We start from the raw sequence: 2430 nt of genomic DNA on the forward strand, positions 1-2430 counted from the left end.
CCGTGACGGTCGTCTACAACGGTCCGCTCTATCTGACCGGCGATCTGCGGATCGAGGGCGCTGGCGAGGACATGCCCGGCGTTCGCACCCGTGCCGCGCTCTGTCGCTGCGGCGCGTCCAGGAACAAGCCTTTCTGCGACAACAGTCATCTGGAGGCCAGGTTCGAGGACTTTGGCGCCGTGGGCGAGCAAGGTCAGGGGCTGAGCGAGACCGGCGGACCGCTGACCGTGAAACCCATGCCGGACGGCTGCGTGCGGCTCGATGGCAACCTGACCATCCGCGCCGCGACCGGCCGGGTCGCCTGGGAGGGCACCACGGCCTTTCTCTGCCGCTGCGGAGCCTCGAAGAACAAGCCGTTCTGTGACGGCAGTCATCGCGCCGCCGGGTTCAAAAGCGCGTAAAATTTCCACCAGGTTGTGCAACCGGGGGATCGTCCATGTATGTGACCGCCTTTTTGCTGGGTTTGCTGTCGTTCGTCGTCTACAAGGTTTTTCTACGGGCCTTTTACACCGTGAGACCGGATGAGCGGGCGGTCATCGCCTCGTTCGGACGCGCCCAGCGTCTGGGCGACATGATGGTCACCGACGACTCGCTGAACGAGGAGGAAATGGAACGCTACCGGGTGCCGCGGCTGCGCACCATCGGCCCCGGCGGTCCTTATTTCAAATGGCCCTGGCAGGAGGTGCGCAAGGTTCGGGTGGTCACCGAGGCCATCGATCTGACCTGGGATCCGACCAAGACGCAGCACACCATCGAGTCGGTGACCAAGGATAATCTGACCACCGGAGTGGGCGGCCAGATCCGCTTCCGGGTCGCCGAATCCAATCTGTACGCCTACTGCTTCGGCGTCGATAGCCCACTGGAACACGTCATGGGCTATTTCATTTCGGTGCTGCGCGAGCGGATCGCCAACTTCGTCGATCCCCGGGGACAGAGTCTGGTGGGCGCTGCCGAGGTCGCCGGGAGCGGCGGTCCGACCGAGCTGACGGAAGGCGTGTCGATCAACGATCTACGCAAGAATCTGCCCCTGTTGAACGATTACATGGAGCAGCAGTGCCGTTCCACCGGGACGCGCTATGGCATCGAGCTGGATGCCGCGCTCATCACCCAGATCGATCCGCCGCCGGAGGTGGATCGCGCGCTCTCGGCCATCAACACCACCCGCAATCAGGTCGCCGCCGACATCAGCACCGCCCGTGCCGACGCCGAGCAGCAGGTCACCATGAGCAAGCGCGCGGTGGAGATCGCCCGCAACAATGCCCAGGCCGAGGTCGCGCCATTGAAGGAATTGGCGCAGACGCTGACGCGGATCAAGGCGAGCGGCGGCCCGGCGGCCTTGTATGCCTATCTGCGCAACCTGCGGGTGCCCCTGCTGGGTCGGGCCACGCGCATGGGGTCGTGATGCGATTCGTGGTGACGGACCGCGCCACCCTGTCATGAAAACCGACCCCGCGATCTATGAATTCCTGGCCACTGGTGTGGAGGCACTGCGCATCCTGACCGGAGGCTTGGTGCTCATCGGTCCCTATCGGTTTCGCTCGCTGACCCTCAAGGGCATCGATTTGAACGTTTTCGGTCGCTGACGGCCGAGGAGTTGTGGACCATGTTGAACCTGAGAACCCCGTTGGAGGAAACTCGTGCCTATCAGTCCATCTATGTGAAGGCCAAAGCCGAGGGCGAGGCAAGAGGCGAGGCAAGAGGCGAGGCAAGAGGCGAGGCAAGAGGCAAGGCCGAGACGCTCAAACGTCTGCTGACCCGTCGTTTCGGCCCGCTTCCGGAGTGGGCACGCGAGCGGATCGACACGGCCGAGGTAACGCTTCTGGACCTCTGGATCGATGGTCTTTTCGATGCCGACCGCCTGGATTCGCTTCTGGACGGACCGCCAGCACCGACCCAAGAGGGTGATGCCTGACCGAGACGATGTCCCGTCTCCCGAGTCCCGTGCCTAATCTGGAGAGAGAGCATGCTGTTCGATATCGATAGTTCGCTCGGCTTGTCGGTCGCCTTCATCGTCGGCCTCATTTATATCCCGCTGCTGCTCGCCATCGCCCGCGCGCTGGGGCTTTACGCCATCGTCAACGAACGTGAGGCGCAGGTCTTTACCCTGTTCGGCAAGGTGATCGGGACGCTGGACGAAGCGGGCTTGCGGTTTCCGCTGGGCTATTTCGGCCCCAAGGCGCTGCTGGTGCCCTTTTTCGGCAAGCTCTATCGGGTGTCGACCACGCTGCGCCAGCACTATCTGCGCGATCAGATGGTCAACTCGGAGGAGGGCACGCCGATGGGCGTGGGCATCTGGTACGAGATGCGGGTCAGCGATCCGGTCGCCTATCTCTTCCGCAACGCCAATCCGGACGCCTCGCTCCAGGCCAACGTGGCCAGTTCCACCATCTCCACCCTGAGCAATCTGGAGATGGACAAGATGCTGGAGGA

The 2430-nt window shown here is 63.3% G+C and carries 5 protein-coding genes; all 5 read left to right on the plus strand.

Annotated features, from left to right (window positions below; translation table 11 throughout):
• The coding region (locus QZY07_RS08885; RefSeq protein ID WP_295401679.1) for a CDGSH iron-sulfur domain-containing protein at positions 1–401 on the plus strand (401 nt) is incomplete at its 5' end.
• Positions 402–436: 35 nt separating this feature from the next.
• A complete protein-coding gene (locus QZY07_RS08890) occupies positions 437–1402 on the plus strand; it encodes an SPFH domain-containing protein (RefSeq protein ID WP_295401681.1) in 966 nt (321 codons plus the stop codon).
• Positions 1403–1436: 34 nt separating this feature from the next.
• Positions 1437–1583, plus strand: a complete 147-nt coding sequence (locus tag QZY07_RS08895; protein WP_295401683.1) for a hypothetical protein — start codon at positions 1437–1439, stop codon at positions 1581–1583.
• Between the two features lie 20 nt (positions 1584–1603).
• Positions 1604–1912, plus strand: a complete 309-nt coding sequence (locus QZY07_RS08900) for a DUF4351 domain-containing protein (protein ID WP_295401686.1) — start codon at positions 1604–1606, stop codon at positions 1910–1912.
• A 51-nt stretch (positions 1913–1963) separates the two neighbouring features.
• A partial coding sequence (locus QZY07_RS08905; RefSeq protein ID WP_295401688.1) for an SPFH domain-containing protein occupies positions 1964–2430 on the plus strand: 467 nt, incomplete at its 3' end.

This window comes from uncultured Thiocystis sp., assembly GCF_903866365.1.
GTDB lineage: Bacteria > Pseudomonadota > Gammaproteobacteria > Chromatiales > Chromatiaceae > Chromatium.

Excerpts from the sequence above, each read along its gene's own strand:
- QZY07_RS08890 (WP_295401681.1), top strand. The coding sequence starts at position 437 with ATGTATGTGACCGCCTTTTTGCTGGGTTTGCTGTCGTTCGTCGTCTAC.
- QZY07_RS08895 (WP_295401683.1), top strand. The coding sequence starts at position 1,437 with ATGAAAACCGACCCCGCGATCTATGAATTCCTGGCCACTGGTGTGGAG.
- QZY07_RS08900 (WP_295401686.1), top strand. The coding sequence starts at position 1,604 with ATGTTGAACCTGAGAACCCCGTTGGAGGAAACTCGTGCCTATCAGTCC.